This window comes from Pseudomonas sp. R4-84 (assembly GCF_054130985.1).
This window is the reverse complement of sequence record NZ_CP096390.1, coordinates 4,754,851-4,772,947: the sequence shown is the minus strand read 5'-3', so window position 1 is coordinate 4,772,947 and position 18,097 is coordinate 4,754,851. Positions and strand designations below refer to the sequence as shown.

Genomic DNA, 18,097 nt, shown 5'->3' with positions numbered 1-18,097 from the left:
TCACGAGGAGGGTTGCGGCAAAGCCCCGTTCTATATGGGCTGCAGCAGTGGTGGGAGCGCCCGTCTCTTTCCAGGAGAAAGAGACGGGCGCAGGTTGGCGCAAGATTCGGCCAAGCGGATAGGTTGCTGCAGGGCAGCGAAGTAGGAAGCGTCGTCTGGCGCACGAGGGCCATGATCTGAAGTAGGCATCCATCACCGGGGAGGTGACCGGGCGAGCTGCCGGACGCGAATCGCCTTTTGGGCTGAACCACCGCGAAAGCGGCGTGACCTTCAAGGTTCGGGCCACCTGGGTTGCTGTCATCGACAGCGCTTGCACGGCCAGTTCTACGCCTGTGGATAAACCCGGTCAAGGTTCGAAATTCAGCGTCACTTTGGACTTGAAGAATGGTTATCCACCGGTGGAATTCCGTGGTAAATCCTGGACAACGTGGTCGCTTTTAGCTCTTCAAAGTAAGGTCCATCCAAACAGGGCGGCTTTGCAGCCCTATTTGGATGGACCCGCCCTTAGAAGCGGATAAGCGAGGCTGCTTGCCCTGAATCTTGAACGCTCAGTTGTTGCTGCCGTTATTGCGCCTGCATAGCGCTAGCGTATCGGTACCACGTTCTTGTCTTTGACTTGACCGTATGCAGACGCGAGCAGGCTACCGGTGGCGGCTTTCTGGATGTACTCACTCCACCAAGCCATCATCGGTCGCCTGCGTTCGATGTAGTCGGCCCGATTGTAGGCGCTCCGCACCTCATCCTTGTCGACGTGCGCCAGTGCGACCTCAATAAGCTCCGGGTCCCAGCCATGCTCATTCAAGATGGTGCTGGCCATCGAGCGCATGCCGTGGCTGACTAACCGATCTTGGAAGCCCATACGTTTTAACGCCATGTTGGCGGTCTGGCTATTGGCGTGGGTTCGCGGGTTTCTGTCTGCCGGGAAGACGTATTCGCGATGGCCGCTGTGAGTCTTCAATGACTCCAACAACGCGACGGCGTGATCACTCAACGGGATGCTGTGTGGGCGGCGCTTCTTCATCCGCTCCGGTGGGATCGTCCAGACACGCCTTTCAAAGTCGATGTCTGCCCAGCGAGTGGTCGCCGCCTCGGCGGGGCGAGTCATCGTATGCAACTGCCATTCGATCAAGCAGCGGGTGGTGCGTTTGATGCTGGCGTTCGCGATCTCCAGCATGAGCTCGGGGAGCTCTTCTGGTGGAAGCGCAGCCATATTCTCTTTCTTGGGCTTCTTGAAGACTGCCCTGATGCCGCTGAGCGGGTTGGCGAAGATCAGGCCGGAATTTACGCCGTAGGTCATGATCTCGTTTAGTCGCTGGCTAAGGCGCTTCACCGTCTCCAGGCTGCCTTTCGCTTCGATTGGACGAAGCAATGCGATTACCATCGGCGCGGTGATTTTCGTGAGTGGTGTCGTCTTCAAATCGGGGAACACGTGCAGCGTGAGCGACCGCCAAATGTCCTCGGCGTAGGCCGGGGTGACCGAGTCCTTCTTAAGCTCGAACCAGGCGGTGGCCACGTTCTCAAAGGTGTGTTCCGTTTCTGCGCGCTTGGCTTCATTCAACGTATTGCGTTGCACCTTCGGATCGATGCCTTGGGCGAGCAGCTCGCGGGCATCAACTGCCATCTTTCGCGCATTCGCCAGTGACAGTTCGGGATAGGTCCCGAAGCCAATGTTGATGCGCTTCTTGGTCACCGGTTCGCGGTAGTTGAAATTCCAGAGCAACGAGCCGTTGCTGCGTACTCGGAGCTGCAAACCGTCACCGTCTGTGAGGACATAATCCTTGGACGCGGGTTTGACTCCCTTGAGTTGTCGATCGGAGAGACGGAGGTTTTGAGCAGGCATGAGATTCTCCTCAGGCACTGATTCGGTATTCCAAAGATTAGCACCGGATGAGGTGGAATACCGCCTGGAATACCCAAACGGTTGGAACTCAAAAACTCTCAAAAGACCGCAAAAGCGCTGGAGGCCGCGTATTTACTGAATCGCAGGCACAAAAAAAGACGTCCGTGGACGTCTTTGTTTGATCATTTGGTGGAGCCGGGGGGATTTGAACCCCCGTCCGCCAGTACTCCGCTGTCGGTACTACATGCTTAGCCGTGTCTATTGAGTTAACCCGCAGCGACCCGACGGGCAGGGTGCTTTGGGCGAGTTGTGTAAGTTTTAGCCGCTTCGTCCACAACGTACTGCACGGCGATTCCGTTCTATATGACAATCACTTTGGGTTTACGGACATCCCCTGGTGATTGCTGGACCCGAAGGTACCAGAAGGGAAGGGCTAAGGCTGCTTACGCAGCGAGAGCGTATTCCCCGTAGGTTTCGTCATTGGCAACTATAGGAAGTTGCAACAGTGGATTTACGAGTTCTGTTACCAACTCGGCATGCACCTAAAGTTTCGCAACCGGCGTCGAATCCTAAACGGCCCCGAACCTGGCACTCCGTGAATCTCTGGAGCGACAGGCCTGCGTAGTGTACGCCAATCGAGCGAGCAGGCCAACCCGAAGGTTGGCCTGCTCATCGATCACTTGTTGGTGCCGTCAGAGGTTTTTCTAATTTCCAGGATGGTCCGATCGGTTTCGGCGACACAATCGTCAACTTTCCCTTCAGCCTTGAGCGCCTTTGCCTTCGCCACGCTGGTTTCCACACGGCCCTGTAAGTCGGGTGAAGACTGATACTGCGTCTTGGCGTTCTCGATGGTTTGGATATTGGTGTCACACTGGCTGTCCGGCTTACTTGCTGCGAACGAACCGGTTGCCAACATTGAGGCGGTAACGAACAGACCTAACAGTGCAGAACGCTTCATAGCTATCTCCTTGAACTGAGGATCCAGACTTGGCTGGCCGTCAGGACGGATGACCGAATGGAGGGAAAGCCCCGATCTTCGGGGCTTGTTCTGTGGACTACCGTCTCGCTCAAGGGTTCTATTTTTCTTCACGTCACCTTGGCACGGGTCACTCGATCAACCAGGTAGACCAGGCCGTGGTAGTCGATTGCGCCATGCTGCGTAAGACCGATCTCACAGGTCCGGCTGGTGGAGATTCCCTCGCTGCAATGTTGTACCGCGTCCTTCAAGGTGCGTAATGAGTGGGCGTTCAGTTCCGGCGTGGTGAAACCTTTGTCACCGGCAAAACCGCAGCAATGGATGCCTTCAGGTATGACCACGTTTTTGCTGCACCTGCGCGCCAGGTCAATCAACGCCTGGCTTTCACCGAGGTGTTGGGTGCTACACGTGACATGCACTGCGATAGGCGCCTCCTGTGGCATGAAGTCGAGGCGATCCATCAAGTGCGTGCGAATGAAGCGCACCGGGTCGTAGAGATCCAGGCGTACGTCGCCCAAGTCCTGGACCAGGCGCAGGGTGCAAGGGCTGGTGTCGCAGTAGATCGGGTCGAGCCCGCCCCGGCTGGCCTGCAGCAACGCGCCGATCAGTTCCTGGCGTTTCTGCTCGGCTTGGTCGGCGTAACCTTTGGACGCAAAGGGCTGGCCGCAGCAAAGGCTGTCCACATTGTCCGGGATGACAACTTGATAGCCGGCCTTTTCCAACAGGCCACGAGTCTTGTCATGCAGCGACATTTGTTCCTTGTCCCCTGCCGCAGGTCCCATGACTCGCGACACGCAGGCCGCCAGATAAACCACTCTGGGTCGTTCGTCCGACACGGCGGGACTGAATCGAATGGCCCTTTCCGGCTGCGGCATGGCGTGGGTCCACTGTGGGACCTGGCCTTTGGACAAGCGTGTCAGTCCTGCGGACAAACGCGCCAGCCTCGGCGCCCCCAAGAGCATCCGCGCACCATTGGCAACATGCAGGGTAAAGCGCGCCCCTTGCAATGCGGTTGTGAAATTACTCGCAAGCCAGTCGGCGGTTTTCGTACGCGTCGCGTCGCGTCCGCGGAGCTTTTTAACCAGTTCGCCGGTATTGATGCCTACAGGGCAGCGTTGGGCGCACAGCCCGGTGGCGGCGCAGGTGTCGATGCCCTGGTATTGATAGGCCGCTTCGAGCTGCGAAGTGTCCATGCCATCGCGTTTTTTCGCCTGGATGTCCCGCCAGATCACGATGCGCTGGCGCGGGCTCAGGGTCAGGTCCTTGGACGGACACACCGGCTCGCAGAAGCCGCATTCGATGCACTTGTCCACAATCTCATCGGCGGCTGGCAAGGGTTTGAGGTGCTTGAGATGAATCTGTGGGTCTTCGCTGAGCACCACATCCGGGTTGAGAATGCCGCTGGGGTCGAGCAGGCGTTTGAGTTGCCACATCAGTTGATAGGCGTCGCTGCCCCATTCCAGCTCGACGAACGGCGCCATGTTGCGGCCGGTGCCGTGCTCGGCTTTCAGTGAGCCGCCAAACTCCACCGCCACCAGGTGCGCCACGTCATCCATGAACGCCTGGTACCGTGCGACTTCTTCGGTATTGTTGAAGCCCTGGGTGAAGACGAAGTGCAGATTGCCCTCCAGCGCGTGTCCGAAAAGGATCGCTTCGTCGTAGTGATGTTTGTCGAACAGCGCGATCAGGCGATTCACGCCGATAGCCAGTTGTTCGACCGGGAACGTCACGTCTTCAATGATCACAGTGGTCCCGGTCTTGCGAACCGCGCCCACGGCGGGGAAGGTGTCCTTGCGGATCGCCCAGAGGCGAGCGTTTTCCCGTGGGTCTTCGGTGAAGTCGACCTGCTTTTCTACCGGGAAGCCGGCCAATGAGGCCATGATCCGTGCCAGCTGTTCTTGCAGCAGCGATGACGAAGCCGCGCGGGATTCGATCAGCAGGGCGCAGGCATTGTTCGACAAATGCTGTACGAAATCCGGCATGCCGGGTTTGTCCTGTACCGAACGCAGGCTGCGGCGGTCCAGCAGCTCGACGGCGGAAACCGGCTGGCTTTTCAACACGGTGACGGCGTTGCAGCAGGTTTCCACGTCCGGGAATACGATCAGCGCTGACGCTTTGTTCGGGTGATCGATGACGGTGTTGTAGGTCACCGCGCTGATGAAGCCGAGGGTGCCTTCGGAGCCCACCAGAAGGTGGCTCAAGATATCCACAGGCTCGTCGAAATCCACCAAGGCGTTGAGCGACAGGCCGGTGGTATTTTTCAGACGGTATTTGTGGCGAATTCGGGCGGCCAGTTCCGTGTTGGCGCGGGTCTCGCGGCCGAGGGTCGCCAGTCGTTCCAACAGTTCACCGTGGCTCGTCCGGAAGGCCGCCACGCTGGTGGCGTCTTCGGTGTCCAGGCGCGTGCCGTCGGCCAGGACCAGGCGGATGCCGGCCAGGGTGTGATAGGTATTCTGTGCGGTGCCGCAGCACATGCCGCTGGCGTTGTTGGCGACGATGCCACCGATCTTGCAGGCGTTGATCGACGCTGGGTCCGGGCCGATCTTGCGTCCGAACGGGGCGAGCCAGGCGTTGGCCTGGGCGCCGATCACGCCGGGTTGCAAACGAATCTGCGTGCCCTGCTGGCGAATCTCGCGACCGTTCCAGTTATCCCCCAACACAATCAGCACCGAGTCGCTGATGGCCTGGCCGGACAGGCTGGTGCCGGCCGCGCGGAAGGTGACGGGAACGCGATCACGCTGGGCCAGTTTCAGCAGAGCAATCACTTCGTCTTCGGACTCGACGCGTACCACCAGTTTCGGAACCAGCCGATAGAAACTGGCGTCGGTGCCGAACGCCAAGGTCGACAGCGGGTCGTCGAAACGTCGCTGCTGCGGGATCAGCTGTAGGACATCGCGCAGGAAAGGGGCCGGAAGTGTCATTGGTCCTCCAGAATCAGCACCACCAGATCCTTCGGGCCATGGGCGCCATAGGCCAGGACTTGCTCGATGTCGGCGGTTTTCGACGGACCCGATACCAGCAGGGCGTTGGTGGGCATGCCCTGGGCCCACTCGAATTCCTGTTGCACTTCATAGAAGTTGTCGCGGATCTCGCTGGCCTTGAGCAAGGCGAAATGCACCGGTGGGACGAGGCTCATCAGTCGCGGTTCTTCCCGCGTCGGCCACAAAATCAGGCTGCCGGTCGCGGCGATGGCGCCCAGGGTGCCGGTCAGGCTGGCGGGGGTTTCGTTGAACAGTTCGGCTTTCCATTCTTCCATAGGCCGATCGTAGGACTTAAGAGCAGGCAGGTCCGGATTGTTCGCCCAGAACTGTGCGATTTTTTGCCCGTGAGGCGTCGTCGGGGCGATCAGCAGGCTCGGCAGTTGGCGGTCCCGCAGCAGTTGCGCCAGCAGCGCCGGCCAGTTGTCACCAGAGGTCAGGTGGATCTCGGTGTGTACCGCCTCCATCAGCTTGCGCAATTGCGGGATGCGTTCTTCGGGTGCGTAGTGGTAGGTCTGCGTCACCAATTCGACGTCATAGTTGTCGGCAACCGGAGTTGTGCCTATGAGGCTTTTACGCAGTTTGGCGAGGATATTTTCCTTGGCGCTCATCGGCGGTCTTCCTGCGGGTTCAGGTGGTCGCGGGCCAGGTCATGCAGCGAGCGGGCGGCGGGTTTCGGGGCGCTGTGGTTCTGGGTCCAAGGCCCGACGTTCTGCGGTGTCAGGGCGCGCAGGCGCGTGGCGAAGAACGCGAACAACCGGTACAGCCGTGGCGAGCTGTTGAGCCGGGCCCAGGCATTCCAGATGAACCGTTCCTTGCCCGAGTATTTGCTGCCCTGGCCGCGCATCACCGGGTTAGGGCTATCCGGTGCCTTGACGTTTTCCTCTCGCAGCCGCCGCAACAGGGCCGGGATCGGAATCTTCACCGGACACACTTCGCCACAGGCGCCGCACAACGAGGAGGCGCTCGGGTGATCGGGCACCTTCGCCAATCCGACCATGTGCGGCGTGATGATTTTTCCGATAGGCCCCGGGTAGACCTCACCGTAGGCATGCCCGCCAATTCGGGTGTAGACCGGGCAATGATTCATACAGGCGCCGCAGCGGATGCAATTCAGGGTCTGGCGCAGTTCGCTGTCGGCAAATGCCTGGCTGCGACCGTTATCCAGCAGGACCAGGTGGACTTCCTGAGGCCCGTCCAACTCATCGGCCTTGCGTGGCCCGGAGATCATGTTGACGTAGGTGGTGATCGGCTGGCCCAGGGCCGAGCGGGTCAGCAGCGAAAGCAGCGGAACGACGTCCCGCAGGTTTTCCACGACTTTTTCGATGCCGGTCACGGCAATGTGCACCGGCGGCACCGTAGTGGACATCCGCCCGTTGCCTTCGTTTTCCACCAGCAGCAACGTGCCGGTTTCGGCGACGGCAAAGTTGACGCCCGAAACGCCGATGTCGGCTTCGAAAAATTTCTGCCGCAAGACCTTGCGACCGATCTGAATGAGTTGGTCAACGTCCTTGGTGTATTCCACGCCAAGTTTGTCGTGGAACAAGGACGCGACCTGACCGGCATTCTTGTGGATCGCCGGCATAATGATGTGGGAAGGCTTCTCGTGGTCGAGCTGGACGATGTATTCCCCCATGTCGGATTCGAGACACTCAATGTCCCGAGCCTCGAGGAAATGGTTCATCTCCATCTCTTCGCTGACCATCGATTTGCCCTTGATCACTTGCCGCGCCTCGTGAGCGCGGATGATCGAAAGAACGATGCCGTTGGCTTCGTCCACCGTTTCCGCCCAGTGCACTTTCACACCGTTGCGGGTCAGGTTGCTTTCAAGTTGCTCGAGCAGGTCGGGCAGCTTGGATAACGCGCGGGCCCGGACAGCGTTGCCGAGCACTCGCAAATGTTCTCTTTCGTGGGCATCGCTGAAAGACGTCGCCCGTTTTGTCATCAGTGAATCCATCGCGCTGCGAAAGTTGTTTCGCAGTTGCGTGTCGTCCAGAGCCTTGTGGGCGCGGGCGCGAAAATCTTCCTGCACCTCAACGGTCGGAATCAGCGTCGGCGTGCTCATGCGGCACCTCCGGTTCGCTGCCAGAGGAAGCTTGCCAAGTGTTGGCCGCGCAACGCTTCCTGCTGTTTTTCCAAGGCGCCGTTGATGTTCATCAAGCACCCGCAGTCGGCGCTGACGACCTGGTGCGCGCCGGATTCCTTCAGCGCTCGGGTCTTGTCGGCCACCATCGCGCCGGAAATATCCGGCATGCGAACGCTGAACGTCCCACCAAAACCACAGCATTCACTCTCATGGCTGTGGTCGACTCGCTCCACATTGCGCAGCTGCGCCAACAACGCACGGCCATGCAGGTGGGTGTTCATTTCCCGTCGTGCCGAGCAGGACGTATGCAGCGCCACCTTCACTGGCGTGCCACTGTCGTTCAATTGCACCTTGCAAACGAACAGCAGGAACTCCGCCAATTCATAGGTCCTGGCGGCCAGCTCCTGGACCTGCTTGAGCATTTGCGGCTCGTCCTTGAACAGGTCGGCGTAATGCTCGCGCAGCATGCCGGCACATGAGCCCGACGGCACGACCACCGGGTAATCCTCGGCGAATAACGCCAATTGCGCCCGCGCCACTGTCCGCGCCTGTTCGGTGTAACCCGACGTGTAGGCCGGTTGCCCACAGCAGGTCTGGCCCTGTGGGTAATCCACCCGGATTCCTTCGCGCTCAAGGAGATGAATCGCATCCATCCCGGCTTCGGGGTAGAACAGGTCGACCACGCATGTCCCGAAGAGGTAGACCCGAGCAGGTTTCTCGCTGGGGTACTGCCGGGGCTCGGGCAATGGCGGGGCGACACGGGTCGCGTTCGGCACGGCGTTATAAAAAAGCTCGCTCATCAGGCGTGTCTCCGGGTGGTCCCGGTTATCCGTCTGCTGAGGCTGCTGAATATAGAGGGGAAATCTTTCAGCAGCCTTGCAGACCCGGTTGTGAATAGCGGACGACGATTACGGTTCGGCGTCGGTTTTTTCAGTGCTTCGTGTAGTACTCAGTGAACCAGCATGCCGGTGAACCAGTAGGCCTGGGCCAGCGTGATCAGGCCAACGATCGTTGCAAAGAATAGGCTGTGTTTCAGGGTGAAACGGAACAGATCGGATTCTTTGCCAACCAGCCCGGTCGCTGCGCACGCCACGGCAATCGATTGTGGCGAAATCATCTTGCCGGTCACGCCGCCGCTGGTATTGGCCGCCACCAGCAAGGTGTCGTTGACGCCGATCTGGTGCGCGGTGGTCGCTTGCAGCGAACCGAACAGCGCGTTGGACGAGGTATCGGAGCCGGTCAGGAACACGCCCAGCCAACCGAGGAACGGCGAGAAGAACGGGAACGCTGCGCCAGTGCCGGCCAATACCAGGGCCATGGTCGACGACATCCCCGAGAAATTGGTGACGAAGGCGAAGGCCAGCACCATGCCGATGGACAGGATCGGCCAGCGCAACTCAAAAAGCGTCTCTTTAAAAGTGGTAAGACCAGTTCTGAAATCGATTTTCAACACCAGCATCGAGATCAACGCGGAGAAGAAAATCGCTGTGCCGGTCGCCGAAATCGGATCGAGCTTGAACACCGCCGGAATGGCGGTCGGGTTGACCACGATTGGCGCGGACTTGATCACCAACTGGTCCAGGTGCGGGATCGCGAAGTTGAACACCCAACCGTACATCGAGCCGCCAGGGGCGAACATTGCTTTGAATGGCTTCAGCGTCCAGATCGTCACCAGCACGGTGAGGATCAGAAAAGGCGACCACGCCTTGATGATTTCTCTCAGGCTGTAGGGCGACGCCACGGTGCTGCGAGGCTGGCCGAAACCACCGGCGCTGGCGGTGATGGCTGCGCTGGACGTTGCGCCGGCGATCTGGGCGCCTGCGGTGCGCTTGGGCTGCCAGATTTTCAGGAACAACGTCAGCGAGACCAGGCTGGCCAGGGCCGAGGTGATGTCTGGCAGTTCCGGCCCGATGAAGTTCGAGGTGAGGTACTGAGTGATGGCGAAACTCAAGCCCGCCACCAGTGCCGCCGGCCAGGTTTCTCGCACGCCGCGCAGGCCATCCATCATGAATACCAGCCAGAACGGCACGAACAGCGACAGCAATGGCAGCTGTCGGCCGGTCATAGCGCCGATCTTGAACGCATCGATGCCGGTGACTTGGCCTGCCACGATTATCGGGATGCCCAGCGCGCCGAATGCCACCGGGGCGGTATTGGCGATCAGGCACAGGCCCGCGGCATAGAGTGGGTTGAAGCCCAGGCCCACCAGCAATGCGGCGGTAATCGCGACGGGCGCGCCGAAGCCGGCGGCACCTTCCAGAAAGGCGCCAAAGCAGAAGCCGATCAGCAGCACCTGAAGGCGCTGGTCGTCGGTGATCGACAGCACCGAGCTGCGGATCACTTCGAACTGGCCGCTCTTGACGGTCAGCTTGTAGAGAAATACCGCGGCAACGATGATCCAGGCGATAGGCCACAACCCATACGCAAAACCATAACCCGCCGCCGCGAACGCCATGTCCGCCGGCATCTGGAATGCAAAAATCGCGACCGCGATCGCCAGCGCCAGGGTGATGCTGCCGGCCACGTGCCCCTTGAGGCGAAACACCGCCAGGGCGAGGAAGAAAAATACGATGGGAATGACGGCCGCGAGTGCGGACAGGCCTAGGCTGCCGAGCGGACTGTAAAGCTGTTGCCAGGTTTGCATATTGGGTGAGCCCCTAATTGTTTTTGGTCAGGCACTGGTCAGCGGCTTTGGATAATTGGTAATACCAATTTACAAGCGCTGTCGGCTAGGGTAAAAGCCTTGGTTGTCATGTGTCAATTTGTCGCCCGGAAACTTTCGTCGCATAACACGCAGTCGATGGCATCCGCCCCGTCGGCATCCGTGGTTTTTGATAGGTGTGGAAGGGGCTCGGATGGGCCAGAATAGAGAGCCCGGCGAGCTGTCGGGTCCGTGGAGAGTCGAGTTATGGGGTTTGATCAGATTCGTCAGCGCCGTTTGTCTGACGATATTGTCGAGCGGCTTGAAGGCATGATCCTTGAGGGCACGTTGAAATCCGGCGAGCGGTTGCCGGCCGAGCGGACCCTGGCCGAGCAGTTCGGCGTGTCACGTCCTTCGTTGCGTGAAGCGATCCAGAAACTGACGGCCAAAGGCTTGCTGATCAGTCGCCAGGGCGGCGGCAACTATGTAGTGGAGTCGCTGGGCTCGACGTTCAGTGATCCGCTGCTGCACCTCTTGGAAAGCAACCCCGAAGCGCAGCGCGACCTCCTTGAGTTCCGGCATACCCTGGAAGCGTCCTGCGCTTATTACGCAGCACTTCGGGCCACGGAGGTCGATCGGGAGCGGCTGACGACAGCCTTTGAAGCGTTGCAGGATTGTTATTCGCGCCACGAGGACGTGAGCCGGGCAGAGGAGGGCGCGGCAGATGCGCGTTTTCACCTGGCGATCGCCGAGGCCAGCCATAACGCTGTCTTACTGCATACGATCCGTGGATTGTTCGACCTGCTCAAGCGCAATGTGGTGACCAATATCGGCGGCATGTACAAGCAGCGCAGCGAGACGCGCGACATGCTGATCAGCCAGCATCGGGAGCTTTATCAAGCCATCATGGACGGGCACGCCGAGTTGGCGCGGGAAGTGTCCAGCCGACACATCTTGTACGTGCAGGAAGTCTTGGAAGAGGTGCGTCAGGAAGTGCAGCGGGTGGCGCGAGCGGAGCGGCGCAAGGGCATCTGATCGAGCTAGCGGACCTTTTGGGAGCGAACTTGCTCGCGATAGCGGTCTATTTGACACATCTACAGTCGATGTGACGACGCTATCGCAATCAAGCACGCACCCACGGTCGCTCCGGGCTGGCTACTCTTCCTTGCCCTTGTTGCGCACCGCACGTTGCAATTCGCGACCGGCATCGCGCTCGCGTTCGGTATCACGCTTGTCGTATTCCTTCTTGCCCTTGCCCAGCGCGATCTCGCACTTGATCAGGTGCTTGCTCCAGTACAGCGATGTACAGACGCAGGCATAACCCTTCTGCTGCACGGAAGCGAAGAGCTTCTCCAGCTCGCGCTTGTTGAGCAGCAGCTTGCGCGAGCGCACAGGGTCGGCGATGACGTGGGTGCTGGCGGTGGTCAGCGGCGTGATATGACTACCCAGCAGCCACGCTTCGCCGTCCTTGAGCAAGACATAACTGTCGACCAGTTGCGCCTTGCCGGCACGCAAGCTCTTTACTTCCCAACCGGCCAGGACCATGCCAGCCTCGAAACGTTGTTCGATGAAGTAATCGTGTCGCGCCTTTTTGTTTTGCGCGATGGTCCCTGTGGGGTGTTTCTTCTGTTTAGCCATAGGGGCGGCATTATAGGCAGTTGCGTGCGTGTCGGCTACGGTGAACCTGTGTGCTTGAGCAGGTTGCATGAATCCCGGACAATGCGGCCTCTTTTTTGAACGCTTGGGCGTGATCACGATGTCGACAGACAAGGTTTCTGTCCACGGCAGTTGGGCTAGCCGCTGGGTCTTCATATTCGCCGCGACCGGTTCGGCCGTCGGGCTGGGTAGTATCTGGAAGTTTCCGTACATGGTCGGTGTCTATGGCGGCGGCGCCTTCGTGCTGATGTTCCTGGCGTGCATCGCGCTGATCGGTGCGCCGGTTATGTTGGCTGAGACGCTGATCGGTCGTCGCGCCCGGCAAAGTCCGGCCAATGCCCTGAAAGTGCTGGCGGTGGAGGCGGGGCATTCGTCGAAGTGGTCCTGGGGCGCATTCGCAGGGATGATCACGGCGCTGCTGATCCTGTCGTTCTATAGCGTGGTCGGTGGCTGGTCGCTGGACTACATCATCGACATGGGGCGCGGCGACTTCCAGAACGCAACGCCCGATCAGGTTGGCGCCTACTTTGGGAGCGTGATCGCCGATCCCTGGAGGCTGACGCTCTGGCACACGCTGTTCATGGTGCTTTCCGCCGTCGTGATTGCCCGTGGTGTCGTCGCGGGGCTTGAGCGCAGCCTGCGAATCATGATGCCGCTGCTGTTCGTGATGATCCTGGTGCTGCTGGGCTACAGCATGACCACGGGGCACTTCATGGAGGGCGTGCATTTCATGTTCGATTTCCAGCCAGAAAAAGTCATGGATGGACTGTTGCCGGCCATGGGGCACGCTTTTTTCTCTCTGAGCGTGGGGGTCGGTTCGATCATGATCTACGGCGCCTACATGCCCAAGAGCGCCTCCCTCACCAAGACAGTCGTCGGCGTTGCGCTGCTGGACACCTTCGTGTCGTTGTTGGCTGGGGTGGCATTGTTTCCGATTGTCTTCGCTGCCGGCCTGAACCCTAGCGAGGGGCCGGGGCTGATGTTCGTCAGCCTGCCATTTGCCTTCGGCAGCATGGCGTTCGGCCAAGTGATGGGCGTGGTGTTTTTTGTCCTGGTGGCGATTGCCGCCTGGAGTTCGGCCATTTCCTTGCTAGAGCCGATGGTGGCTTATCTGGTTGAGCGGACTCGCCTCAGTCGTGCCTGGGTGACTTTCTGGCTGGCTTTCACTTGCTGGTTCGTGGGGCTGGGTACGGTTTTTTCCTTCAATATATGGAAGCAGGCAAAGTTTTTCGTGAACGAAGGCGACCTGTTCCACCTCTATCAGTGGGGAGCAACCGGAGGGTTGGATTTCTTCGGTGTGATTGATTTTTTCACGTCGCGGATCATGTTGCCCTTGGGCGGTTTGTGTTTCGTGGTGTTTGCAGGGTGGATCATGGGGCGTGAAGCCGTGCGCGATGAGCTGTCGCTACGCAGTCCTGTATTGTTCGCCTTGAGTCTGTTCTTGATGCGCTATGTGGCGCCCATTGGCATTCTTGTAGTGTTTGCCACCCAGCTGTGGAAGTGACGCTTACATGACGACACATATTCAACGCTCGGCCCTCCTGCCCTATCCGGCCCAGGCGCTGTACGACTTGGTCAACGACGTGGCGAGTTACCCGCAATTCCTGCCCTGGTGCTCGTCCGCCGAGGTGCTCGAAAGCTCCGAAACCCATATGCGCGCGAGCCTCAATGTCGCCAAGGGCGGGTTGAGCCAGCACTTTGTCACTCGTAACACCTTGGTGCCGGGCCAGTCCATCGAGATGAACCTTGAGGAAGGGCCTTTCAATCAGCTCCATGGCGTCTGGGTGTTCAAGGCGCTGGGTGAGAAAGCCTGCAAGATCAGCCTGGACCTGTCGTTCGATTACGCCGGGCCGCTGGTGCGGGCGACGTTAGGCCCGTTGTTCAATCAGGCGGCCAACACCCTGGTCGACGCTTTTTGCCAGCGTGCCAAGCAGAATGCCGAGCTCAAGCGTTGATTGAGATAGAAGTGGTGTATGCCGGTGTCGATCGTCAGGTATTGCGACGATTCGCCGTCAAGGAAGGGACGTCTGTTCGTGCTGCCCTGATGGCGTCGGGTATCGCTGCGGATTTTCCGGAGCTGGATTTTACGACGAGTCCGATCGGGATTTTTGGTCGGGTGGTTGCTGATCCGGACCGGCAGCTGGTGCAGCCAGCCGACCGGCTTGAGATTTACCGACCATTGTTGGCTGACCCCAAGGAAATTCGTCGCCTGCGGGCGGCCAAGGCAGCCCAGGCTCGTCGAACTGAGTAAAAAACTGGCTTGTATTGCAGGCAATAAAAACCCGGCATGCCGGGTTTTTTATTGTCGCGATTTATTGCGGCGAGGTGTCCAGAGGTTCTGGCGTCGGGACAGGTACGGTCTCGACGTTGTCCACGTCCTTCTGGATCTGATCCAGCAGCGAACCTGGCTTGGCCGGTTTTTCCGGTTTCGGCTGTTCGGTGTTCTGGGTCGGGTCGGTGACCGTGGTGCCGCTATCCTTGCCCATGATGGCCTCGTCGCGGCTCACGCCGGGCATGAAATCTCCCGACAAGCTGACGAGTTGATCATTGGCATTGAAAATAACGCTGATGCGTTCCTGCTGCCGCTCGCCGCCGCCTGGCTGCAAGCTGTACAGGTAATCCCAGCGATCGGCATGAAACGTGTCGGTCAACAGAGGGTTGCCCATGATAAACCGTACTTGCCGGCGGGTCATTCCCGGGCGTAACTGGTCTATCATGTCCTGCGTGACGACATTGCCCTGCTGGATGTCGATTTTGTAAACCCCGGGGAATGAACAACCGGCGAGTGCGAGCAGTCCCACGAAGGTGAAACTGGTTAGCAAGAGCTTGGTGTTTTGCATCGGTGGGCGACTTCCACTATCTTGGCTGGGACAACGTAAACACCGATCATACCCGCATTAAGAGAAGCTGCGAAGCAGCATCGCGAGAAAGCTGACCATGGTTGAAAATAGCGAACTACGCAAAGCCGGCCTCAAAGTGACCCTCCCAAGGGTCAAGATTCTGCAAATGCTCGACTCTGCCGAGCAGCGCCACATGAGTGCCGAAGACGTCTATAAGGCGCTCATGGAAGCTGGCGAGGATGTCGGTCTGGCCACGGTCTACCGTGTCCTGACTCAATTCGAAGCTGCCGGGCTGGTCGCTCGTCATAACTTCGATGGCGGTCATGCTGTCTTTGAATTGGCTGACGGGGAGCACCATGACCATATGGTGGATGTTGAGACCCGTGAAGTCATCGAATTCATCAGCCCTGAAATCGAGCAACTGCAAAAGGCTATTGCTGAGGAGTATGGCTTCGAGCTGATCGATCACCATCTCGTCCTGCATGTGCGCAAGCGCAAATAAGCTTGTGACGTGGGCTCAGGCCCTCAGAACAAAAGAAGGCGACCCTCGGGTCGCCTTCTTTCTTTCAACGGCCTCTGTCAGGTTTTTGTCGCAACCACCATTTTTTTAGCGTGGGCCAAGGATTCCTTGGTCAGGTCTATTCCTCCAAGCATCCGAGCGACTTCTTCCACGCGTTCATTCTTGTTGAGTTTGGACACTGCGGTACGAGTGGCGTCTTCGCCGCGCACCTTGTGGACAAATAGATGTTGGTGTCCCTGGGCGGCAACCTGGGGCAGGTGAGTGACCGTTAGGACCTGTCCACGCTCGCCCAATCTGCGCAGCAACTGGCCGACAATTTCCGCCGTAGGGCCGCCAATGCCGACATCCACCTCGTCGAACACCAGCGTTGGCACCCGCGATGTCTGCGCTGTGATCACCTGGATGGCCAGGCTGATACGCGACAGCTCGCCGCCGGAAGCCACTTTTGCCAATGCCTTAAGGGGTTGCCCGGGGTTGGCGCTGACCAGCAGTTCCACTTGCTCCAGCCCGTTAGGCTGAAGATCATCACCGCCGTTAGGGTGCAGTTCGATGGTGAATCGGCCCCCTGGCATGCCCAGGCGCTGGATCTCCTGTTCTACCGCGCTCGCCAAGCCCGTCGCGGCTTGTCGGCGCAATTCGCTGAGCTCCTTGGCCTTTTCCTGGTAATGGCGCGCAAAGGACGCCAGTTCATCCCCGAGCCGCTCGATGGATTCATCATTGGCGTTCAGGCTTTCCAGTTCCTCCAGCAGCCGTTGCTGCAGTTCGACGACATCGGTTGGCTGGACGCGATGCTTGCGCGCCAGCGTATAGATAGTGTCCAGGCGCTCTTCCAGAAACTGGAGGCGTGCCGGGTCGGCATCGAAATGATCAAGGAAACGGTTCAACTCCCCGACGGCTTCTTCGACCTGGATCTGGGCGCTGGTCAGCAGGTTGCTCGCTTCGCCCAGGGCTCCCACGGCATTGCTGACGCTGGAAAGTCGGTTGATGCTTGCGGTCAGCGCACTGAGCACATTGCCGGAATCACTTTCGCTGCATTGCTCGACCACTTGCCGACAGACACCGAGGAGTGCCTCGGCATTGGTCAGGTTCTTGTGCTCCTGCTCAAGTTCCTCCAGCTCGTTTTCGCCCAGGGCCAGGTTTTCCAGCTCTTCAAGCTGGTAGCTCAACAGTTGGTGGCGGGCCCGTTGTTCATCGCCTGAGTTGGAAAGTCGATCCAGTTCCTGCCGGGTCTGTCGCCAGCGTTGGGCGGCCAATTGAACCTGGCGGGCCAGGTCGGTGGCACCCGCGTACTCGTCGAGCAAGCGACGATGTGTGTCGGTCTTGAGCAGCGATTGGTGTTCATGCTGGCTGTGAATATCGATCAGCAGTTCGCCGAGTGCCTTGAGGTCGCCGAGGGGGCAAGGGGTGCCGTTGATATAGCCTCGGGAGCGGCCTTCGGCGGTGATGACCCGGCGCAGGATGCACAGCCCATCGGTGTCCAGGTCGCGCTCGGCCAGCCAGGCGCTGGCTTCGGGGATGTCGACGAGGTCGAATGTCGCCAGGATGTCGGCCTTTTCCGCACCGGGACGTACCACGCCGCTATCAGCGCGGTCGCCAAGTGTCAGTCCCAGGGCGTCGAGCATGATCGATTTGCCGGCACCGGTTTCACCGGTAATCACGCTCATGCCTCGATCGAGTTCGAGGTCGAGATGTTCGACGATGGCGTAGTTGTGTACGGACAGGTGCACCAGCATAAGGCCGCTCCCAGGCATTAGGTCTGGTTATTTATACAGTGTTTTGTTTCGCGCTGACAATGCCTGCGCTTAGCTCGATTTGCTTGGACCAACAGATTCCTTAGTGCTGCGAGGAATGATTATGCTGCTGCCTTTTGTAGGGTTAATTCGTCAGATGGCCCTTGAAGCTGGAAAACCCGGCCCCATATACCGGGGCAGAAGCGCGAGTCGAGCTCGCGGACGAAATTGAAAGGAGAAATCTATGGCTGACGAACAGACGCAGGACACCCAAAATCTAGACGCCAATCAGGCTCCCCAGGATTCGGGTGAAGACCTGGCGGCACGTGTACAAGTGCTCGAAGAGCAACTGGCCGGTGCGCAGGATCAGGCGTTGCGTGTAGCAGCCGATCTGCAGAACGTCCGCCGTCGTGCCGAGCAGGATGTGGAAAAGGCTCATAAATTCGCCCTGGAACGTTTTGCTGGCGACCTGCTGCCGATCATCGACAGCCTGGAGCGGGGTCTGGAGCTGTCCAACCCGGACGACGAGAACATCCGTCCAATGCGTGAAGGCATCGAGCTGACCCTGAAAATGTTCCAGGACACGCTCAAGCGTTACCAGCTTGAAGCGATCGATCCTCACGGTGAACCCTTCAACGCCGAGCACCATCAGGCCATGGCGATGCAGGAAAGTGCAGACGTCGAGCCAAACAGCGTGCTGAAAGTGTTCCAGAAGGGCTATCTGCTCAACGGTCGTCTGCTGCGCCCGGCCATGGTTGTGGTCAGCAAGGCGCCAGCGCCGGTTTCGCCTTCTATTGATGAGCAGGCTTGAAATCGGGCGAAACGGCCCC

Annotated in this window: 16 protein-coding genes and 1 other RNA gene; 6 read left to right on the top strand and 11 right to left on the bottom strand. The window is 59.2% G+C overall.

From position 1 onward, the window contains the following. Positions 1-583: 583 nt before the first annotated feature. From M1D68_RS21765 to M1D68_RS21730, 8 genes are all read right to left on the bottom strand, one after another. Positions 584-1,840, bottom strand: coding sequence for an integrase domain-containing protein (locus M1D68_RS21765; protein WP_457968295.1), 1,257 nt, complete (start codon positions 1,838-1,840; stop codon positions 584-586). 187 nt (positions 1,841-2,027) lie between these two features. Next, positions 2,028-2,421: a transfer-messenger RNA gene (ssrA, locus tag M1D68_RS21760) on the bottom strand. A 95-nt stretch (positions 2,422-2,516) separates the two neighbouring features. Next, entirely contained in the window at positions 2,517-2,798 is a 282-nt protein-coding gene (locus M1D68_RS21755) for a hypothetical protein (protein WP_420765600.1), read from the bottom strand. Positions 2,799-2,926: 128 nt separating this feature from the next. Further along, positions 2,927-5,737: an FAD-binding and (Fe-S)-binding domain-containing protein gene (locus M1D68_RS21750; protein WP_457968294.1), complete on the bottom strand. Its 2,811-nt coding sequence runs from the start codon at positions 5,735-5,737 to the stop codon at positions 2,927-2,929. Further along, positions 5,734-6,405, bottom strand: coding sequence for a LutC/YkgG family protein (locus M1D68_RS21745; RefSeq protein WP_457968293.1), 672 nt, complete (start codon positions 6,403-6,405; stop codon positions 5,734-5,736). The genes M1D68_RS21750 and M1D68_RS21745 overlap by 4 nt, the downstream gene beginning before the upstream one ends. Further along, positions 6,402-7,859 (bottom strand): LutB/LldF family L-lactate oxidation iron-sulfur protein, encoded by a 1,458-nt coding sequence (locus M1D68_RS21740; protein ID WP_457968291.1) that lies wholly within the window; start codon positions 7,857-7,859, stop codon positions 6,402-6,404. Before M1D68_RS21740 ends, M1D68_RS21745 begins: the two co-directional genes overlap by 4 nt. Continuing rightward, positions 7,856-8,680 (bottom strand): (Fe-S)-binding protein, encoded by an 825-nt coding sequence (locus tag M1D68_RS21735; protein ID WP_457968289.1) that lies wholly within the window; start codon positions 8,678-8,680, stop codon positions 7,856-7,858. The genes M1D68_RS21740 and M1D68_RS21735 overlap by 4 nt, the downstream gene beginning before the upstream one ends. A 149-nt stretch (positions 8,681-8,829) precedes the next feature. Beyond that, positions 8,830-10,524 carry a lactate permease LctP family transporter gene (locus M1D68_RS21730; protein ID WP_457968288.1) on the bottom strand — a complete coding sequence of 565 codons (1,695 nt, stop codon included), beginning with the start codon at positions 10,522-10,524 and terminating at the stop codon, positions 8,830-8,832. A gap of 264 nt (positions 10,525-10,788) precedes the next feature. On the opposite strand from M1D68_RS21730, the gene M1D68_RS21725 reads away from it, so the two are divergent. Next, positions 10,789-11,556 (top strand): FCD domain-containing protein, encoded by a 768-nt coding sequence (locus tag M1D68_RS21725; RefSeq protein WP_420765594.1) that lies wholly within the window; start codon positions 10,789-10,791, stop codon positions 11,554-11,556. Positions 11,557-11,676: 120 nt separating this feature from the next. Here the strand turns inward: M1D68_RS21725 and smpB are convergent, their stop codons facing one another. Beyond that, positions 11,677-12,159, bottom strand: a complete 483-nt coding sequence (gene smpB, locus M1D68_RS21720) for an SsrA-binding protein SmpB (protein ID WP_434560725.1) — start codon at positions 12,157-12,159, stop codon at positions 11,677-11,679. 118 nt (positions 12,160-12,277) lie between these two features. Here smpB and M1D68_RS21715 point away from each other — a divergent pair, with 118 nt between their 5' ends. From M1D68_RS21715 to M1D68_RS21705, 3 genes are read left to right on the top strand one after another with little or no spacing between them, the layout of a single operon-like run. Beyond that, the gene (locus tag M1D68_RS21715; RefSeq protein WP_434627872.1) at positions 12,278-13,681 is read left to right on the top strand and encodes a sodium-dependent transporter; all 1,404 of its coding nucleotides are present in this window, start codon (positions 12,278-12,280) and stop codon (positions 13,679-13,681) included. Between the two features lie 7 nt (positions 13,682-13,688). After that, positions 13,689-14,132, top strand: a complete 444-nt coding sequence (locus tag M1D68_RS21710) for a type II toxin-antitoxin system RatA family toxin (RefSeq protein WP_420765592.1) — start codon at positions 13,689-13,691, stop codon at positions 14,130-14,132. Next, positions 14,129-14,428, top strand: a complete 300-nt coding sequence (locus M1D68_RS21705) for an RnfH family protein (RefSeq protein ID WP_457968287.1) — start codon at positions 14,129-14,131, stop codon at positions 14,426-14,428. The genes M1D68_RS21710 and M1D68_RS21705 overlap by 4 nt, the downstream gene beginning before the upstream one ends. 61 nt (positions 14,429-14,489) lie before the next feature. On the opposite strand, the gene bamE is transcribed toward M1D68_RS21705, so the two are convergent. Next, a complete protein-coding gene (bamE, locus tag M1D68_RS21700) occupies positions 14,490-15,017 on the bottom strand; it encodes an outer membrane protein assembly factor BamE (RefSeq protein WP_039592330.1) in 528 nt (175 codons plus the stop codon). A gap of 97 nt (positions 15,018-15,114) precedes the next feature. Between bamE and fur the strand changes: the two genes are divergently transcribed. Next, positions 15,115-15,519, top strand: a complete 405-nt coding sequence (gene fur / locus M1D68_RS21695) for a ferric iron uptake transcriptional regulator (protein ID WP_420765589.1) — start codon at positions 15,115-15,117, stop codon at positions 15,517-15,519. Positions 15,520-15,596: 77 nt separating this feature from the next. Here the strand turns inward: fur and recN are convergent, their stop codons facing one another. After that, the gene (gene recN / locus M1D68_RS21690; protein WP_457968285.1) at positions 15,597-17,270 is read right to left on the bottom strand and encodes a DNA repair protein RecN; all 1,674 of its coding nucleotides are present in this window, start codon (positions 17,268-17,270) and stop codon (positions 15,597-15,599) included. Between the two features lie 241 nt (positions 17,271-17,511). Between recN and grpE the strand changes: the two genes are divergently transcribed. Continuing rightward, a complete protein-coding gene (gene grpE, locus M1D68_RS21685; protein WP_039592327.1) occupies positions 17,512-18,078 on the top strand; it encodes a nucleotide exchange factor GrpE in 567 nt (188 codons plus the stop codon). The last annotated feature ends 19 nt before the right edge of the window (positions 18,079-18,097 follow it).